This window comes from Methylobacterium sp. Leaf118 (assembly GCF_920984675.1).
Taxonomy (GTDB): Bacteria; Pseudomonadota; Alphaproteobacteria; order Rhizobiales; family Beijerinckiaceae; genus Methylobacterium.
This window is the reverse complement of sequence record NZ_CAKLBV010000114.1, coordinates 1-4,766: the sequence shown is the minus strand read 5'-3', so window position 1 is coordinate 4,766 and position 4,766 is coordinate 1. Positions and strand designations below refer to the sequence as shown.

Sequence of the window (4,766 nt, the reverse complement as noted above, 5' to 3'; positions counted from 1 at the left end):
AGGCCGGGGGTGATCGACGGGATCGCGGCGGCGCGCGCCGACCGGGCCGGGCTCGACGCCAAGGCGCTGACGGCGCTCGCCGCCCAGGCCCGCGCCGCCGCGCGGGAGGCTGCCGACACCGCGCGCCACCAGGGCCGTGCCGCCGAGCGCGACCTGGCCGAGTATTGCGCCGCGTGGCGGGTCGAGAACCCGCTGGGCTCGGGCGAGGCGCCGGCCTCGTTCGGCTATGCCTGGGCGGTGCGCGCCCGCGACGAGGTGGCCGGGCACGAACTGCGCCGCTACCGCGACCAGTCCCTGCGGGCGGAGGCCGAGATGCGCCGCCTGATGACCGAGGACCTGCTGACCCGGCTCGCCGACAAGTTCGAGCGGATGCAGGCCCGCATCGACGCCCTCAACGAGCGGCTCTCCACGCAGACCTTCACGGGCCAGACCTACGCCTTCGAGGCGGTGGTGGATCGCCGCTACGCCGCCGTCCACCAACTCGCCATGGAGGTCGCCCGCTCGCCCGACGCCGCACAGGCGGTGCTGCCGGGCGCCGGGGGGGAGGGCGATGCCGGGCCGGAGAACGCCCATCTCGCCGCCGCGCTCGCCGAGATCACCGCCCTGATCGAGGGCGAGGAGAACGCCGCGCGCCTGGCCGATTACCGCAACTACTTCGTCTACGAGATCGGCATGCGCGACCGGGCGGGCAACCGCACCACCCTGTCGAGCCGGGCCCTGCGGGGATCGGGCGGCGAGGCGCAGGCGCCGTTCTACGTGGCCATCGCGGCCTCCATGGCCTCGGCCTATTTCCCCGGCGACCGGCCGGGCGAGGATGCGCCGGGCCTCGGCCTGTGCCTCCTCGACGAGGCCTTCTCCAAGCTCGACGTGCGCAACAGCCAGTCGCTGGTCGACCTGTTCGGCGCCTGGGGCCTGCAGCTCCTCATCGCCGCCCCCGAGGACAAGCGCACCACGCTCACCGAGGTGATGGACACGGTCGTGACCGTCTACAAGAGCCCCGACCTCACCGCCGTGCGCATCGAATCGGAGCATCCATTGGAGGCGGCCAAGCGGGCGCTGGCCGCGATCAACCCCGAACGGCGGGGCATCGAGGCGTTCCGGCTCTCCGACGCGGCCGAGTAAACCGCCGTCGCCGCGGGCGAAAGCGTGGCCGCGGAGATCGCCCGTCTTCACCGAACTTTATCCCTTCGAGGCATTGACGCATCGGAACGTGCCGCGTAGAAGCGCGCCACTCCGGTGGATCGAGAGTCGCTTTCGGGTCGAAGCCAGGGGCTTCGTCGACCGTCGTCAGACCGACACCGGCATCAAATCCTGACGATCTCGTCAGATCAGCGGGTAAGACCGCGTCGTTTCACGGCGTGATCCTCTGCCTCACCCTCGTCAAAGGCCTTTGCGGGCCTCTGGCGCTATTCGTTTTGCCGTGGGTTCGCCCGCGGCGCAGGCGCCCCGCGAGGGGCATCGACAGTTCAGACTTTGGCCGCCCTGCGCGGCCGGATGAAGAGGGCACAGGATGCCGACGATCAACCAGCTGATCGCCCAGCCGCGCAAGGCGCAGAAGGCGCGCAACAAGGTGCCGGCGCTCAACGCCTGCCCGCAGAAGCGCGGCGTCTGCACCCGCGTCTACACCACGACCCCGAAGAAGCCGAACTCGGCGCTCCGTAAGGTCGCCAAGGTGCGCCTGACCAACGGCTTCGAGGTGATCGGCTACATCCCGGGTGAGGGCCACAACCTTCAGGAGCACTCCGTGGTCATGATCCGCGGCGGCCGCGTGAAGGACCTTCCGGGCGTGCGCTACCATATCCTGCGCGGCGTGCTCGACACGCAGGGCGTCAAGAACCGCAAGCAGCGCCGTTCGAAGTACGGCGCCAAGCGTCCGAAGTAAGACCTCCGTCCGAAGTCGCATTCGGACGGCCATTACCACGGCCTCACAAGGATGCCGCCGCCTCGACGAGGTAAGGCGGCCTGCGTGGGGCGCTTAAGTCAAATTTTTACGAGAGCGAAAAGATGTCCCGTCGTCACTCTGCCGAGAAGCGCGAGATCATCCCGGACGCCAAGTATGGCGACATCGTCCTGACCAAGTTCATGAATTCGATCATGTACGAGGGCAAGAAGTCGACCGCCGAAGGGATCGTCTACGGCGCCTTCGACCTCGTCGAGAGCCGTGCCCGCGCCAACCCGATCGAGGTGTTCCGCGCCGCTCTCGAGAACGTCGCCCCGGCGATCGAGGTCCGGTCCCGCCGCGTCGGCGGCGCGACCTATCAGGTCCCCGTCGAGGTGCGCACCGAGCGCCGCCAGGCGTTGGCGATCCGCTGGCTGATCCAGGCCGCCCGCGGCCGGAACGACCGTACCATGGTCGAGCGTCTCTCCGCCGAACTGCTCGATGCTGCCAACAACCGCGGCAACGCCGTCAAGAAGCGCGAAGACACCCACCGGATGGCCGAGGCCAACCGCGCCTTCTCGCACTACCGCTGGTAATTCGCCTGTCGAGCGCGGCCACCGGGCCGCGCTCCATGCCCGCATTCTCCCGGAGAGACCCCGATGCCCCGCACGCACGCGATCGAGGACTACCGCAACTTCGGCATCATGGCCCACATCGATGCCGGCAAGACCACGACGACCGAGCGGATCCTCTACTACACCGGAAAGTCCCACAAGATCGGCGAGGTCCATGAGGGCGCCGCCACGATGGACTGGATGGAGCAGGAGCAGGAGCGTGGCATCACGATCACCTCGGCGGCGACCACCTGCTTCTGGCGCGACAAGCGCCTGAACATCATCGACACCCCCGGCCACGTCGACTTCACCATCGAGGTCGAGCGTTCGCTGCGCGTGCTCGACGGCGCCGTCTGCGTGCTCGACGGCAACCAGGGCGTCGAGCCCCAGACCGAGACCGTGTGGCGTCAGGCCGACAAGTACGACGTGCCGCGCGTCGTGTTCGTCAACAAGATGGACAAGATCGGCGCCGACTTCTTCAAATGCGTGGCCGACATCATCAGCCGCGTCGCCGGCAAGCCGGTCTGCCTGCAGCTGCCGATCGGCGCCGAGAGCACCTTCAAGGGTGTCATCGACCTGATCAAGATGAAGGCCATCGTGTGGTCGGGTGAGGCGCTCGGCGCCAACTACACCGAGGAGGAGATCCCGGGCGATCTCGCCGATCAGGCCGCCGAGTACCGCACCAAGATGATCGAGGCCTGCGTCGAGCTCGACGACGACGCGATGTCGGCCTACCTCGACGGCCAGGAGCCGGACGAGGAGACCCTGCGCAAGCTCGTGCGCAAGGCCGTGCAGCTGCGCGCCTTCCATCCGGTGCTGTGTGGCTCGGCCTTCAAGAACAAGGGCGTTCAGCCGCTCCTCGACGCCGTCGTCGACTACCTGCCGTCCCCCGCCGACCGCGGCGAGATCAAGGGCCTCGACTTCAAGACCGAGGAAGAGGTGGTCCGCCACCCGACCGACAGCGATCCGTTCTCCATGCTCGCCTTCAAGATCATGGACGATCCCCATGTCGGCACGATCACCTTCTGCCGGGTCTATTCCGGCAAGATCGAGTCGGGCGCCAACGTCATCAACTCCTCGCGCGACAAGAAGGAGCGCGTCGGGCGCATGCTCCTGATGCACGCCAACAACCGTGAGGACGTCAAGGAGGCCTTCGCGGGTGACATCGTGGCGCTCGCCGGTCTCAAGGACACCCGCACCGGCGACACGCTGTGCGATCCGAAGGACGCCGTGATCCTCGAGAAGATGGAGTTCCCCGAGCCCGTCATCGAGATCGCCGTCGAGCCGAAGTCGAAGGCCGACCAGGAGAAGCTCGGCATCGCGCTCTCGAAGCTCGCCGCCGAGGATCCGTCCTTCCGAGTCTCGACCGACCAGGAATCGGGCCAGACCATCCTGCGCGGGATGGGCGAGCTCCATCTCGACATCAAGGTCGACATCCTGCGCCGCACCTACAAGGTCGACGCGAATATCGGCCAGCCGCAGGTCGCCTATCGCGAGAAGCTGACCCGCCGTCAGGAGATCGACTACACCCACAAGAAGCAGACCGGCGGTACCGGTCAGTTCGCCCGGGTGAAGTTCGTGGTCGAGCCGAACGAGCCGGGTGCCGGCTTTGCCTTCGAGTCGAAGATCGTCGGCGGCGCGGTGCCGAAGGAGTACATCCCCGGCGTCGAGAAGGGCCTCAACTCGGTCCTCGGCGCGGGCGTGCTCGCCGGCTTCCCGGTGGTCGACGTCAAGGTCGAGCTGATCGACGGCGCCTACCACGACGTCGACTCCTCGGCGCTCGCCTTCGAGATCGCCTCCCGCGCCGCCTTCCGCGAGGCGCTGCAGAAGGGCGGTTCGGTGCTGCTGGAGCCGGTGATGAAGGTCGAGGTGGTGTCCCCGGAGGAATATACCGGCTCGGTCATCGGCGACCTCAACTCCCGCCGCGGCCAGATCCAGGGCCAGGACATGCGCGGAAACGCCAACGTCATCAACGCGATGGTGCCGCTGGCGAACATGTTCGGCTACGTGAACCAGCTGCGCTCCTTCTCCCAGGGGCGCGCCAACTTCACGATGCAGTTCGACCATTACGAGGAAGTGCCGCGCGGCGAGGCCGACAAGGTCATCGCCAAGTACGCCTGAGGGCGCTGTACGCCTGAGGGCGGCACCGCCCCATCCTCGATCCACGACACTGACGATTAGGAGGCCCTGATGGGTAAGGAAAAGTTCTCCCGTAACAAGCCGCATTGCAACATCGGCACGATCGGCCACGTCGACCACGGCAAGACGTCGCT

At 67.5% G+C, this 4,766-nt stretch carries 4 protein-coding genes and 1 pseudogene; all 5 read left to right on the top strand.

Annotation, left to right across the window (positions count from 1 at the left end):
* Window positions 1-1,122 (top strand): SbcC/MukB-like Walker B domain-containing protein (locus tag LW587_RS23570; protein ID WP_269780369.1); only part of this gene is annotated, 1,122 nt, incomplete at its 5' end.
* Between the two features lie 388 nt (window positions 1,123-1,510).
* The gene (gene rpsL, locus LW587_RS23565) at window positions 1,511-1,882 is read left to right on the top strand and encodes a 30S ribosomal protein S12 (protein WP_004447775.1); all 372 of its coding nucleotides are present in this window, start codon (window positions 1,511-1,513) and stop codon (window positions 1,880-1,882) included.
* Window positions 1,883-2,004: 122 nt separating this feature from the next.
* Window positions 2,005-2,475, top strand: coding sequence for a 30S ribosomal protein S7 (rpsG, locus tag LW587_RS23560; protein WP_232632004.1), 471 nt, complete (start codon window positions 2,005-2,007; stop codon window positions 2,473-2,475).
* 63 nt (window positions 2,476-2,538) lie between these two features.
* Window positions 2,539-4,614 carry an elongation factor G gene (gene fusA, locus LW587_RS23555; protein WP_232632003.1) on the top strand — a complete coding sequence of 692 codons (2,076 nt, stop codon included), beginning with the start codon at window positions 2,539-2,541 and terminating at the stop codon, window positions 4,612-4,614.
* Between the two features lie 69 nt (window positions 4,615-4,683).
* Window positions 4,684-4,766 (top strand): annotated as a pseudogene (locus tag LW587_RS23550) (elongation factor Tu); the annotation flags it as partial.

Bases quoted from the DNA above. Each gene is read 5' to 3' on its own strand.
- rpsL (WP_004447775.1), top strand. From the start codon at position 1,511: ATGCCGACGATCAACCAGCTGATCGCCCAGCCGCGCAAGGCGCAGAAG.
- rpsG (WP_232632004.1), top strand. From the start codon at position 2,005: ATGTCCCGTCGTCACTCTGCCGAGAAGCGCGAGATCATCCCGGACGCC.
- fusA (WP_232632003.1), top strand. From the start codon at position 2,539: ATGCCCCGCACGCACGCGATCGAGGACTACCGCAACTTCGGCATCATG.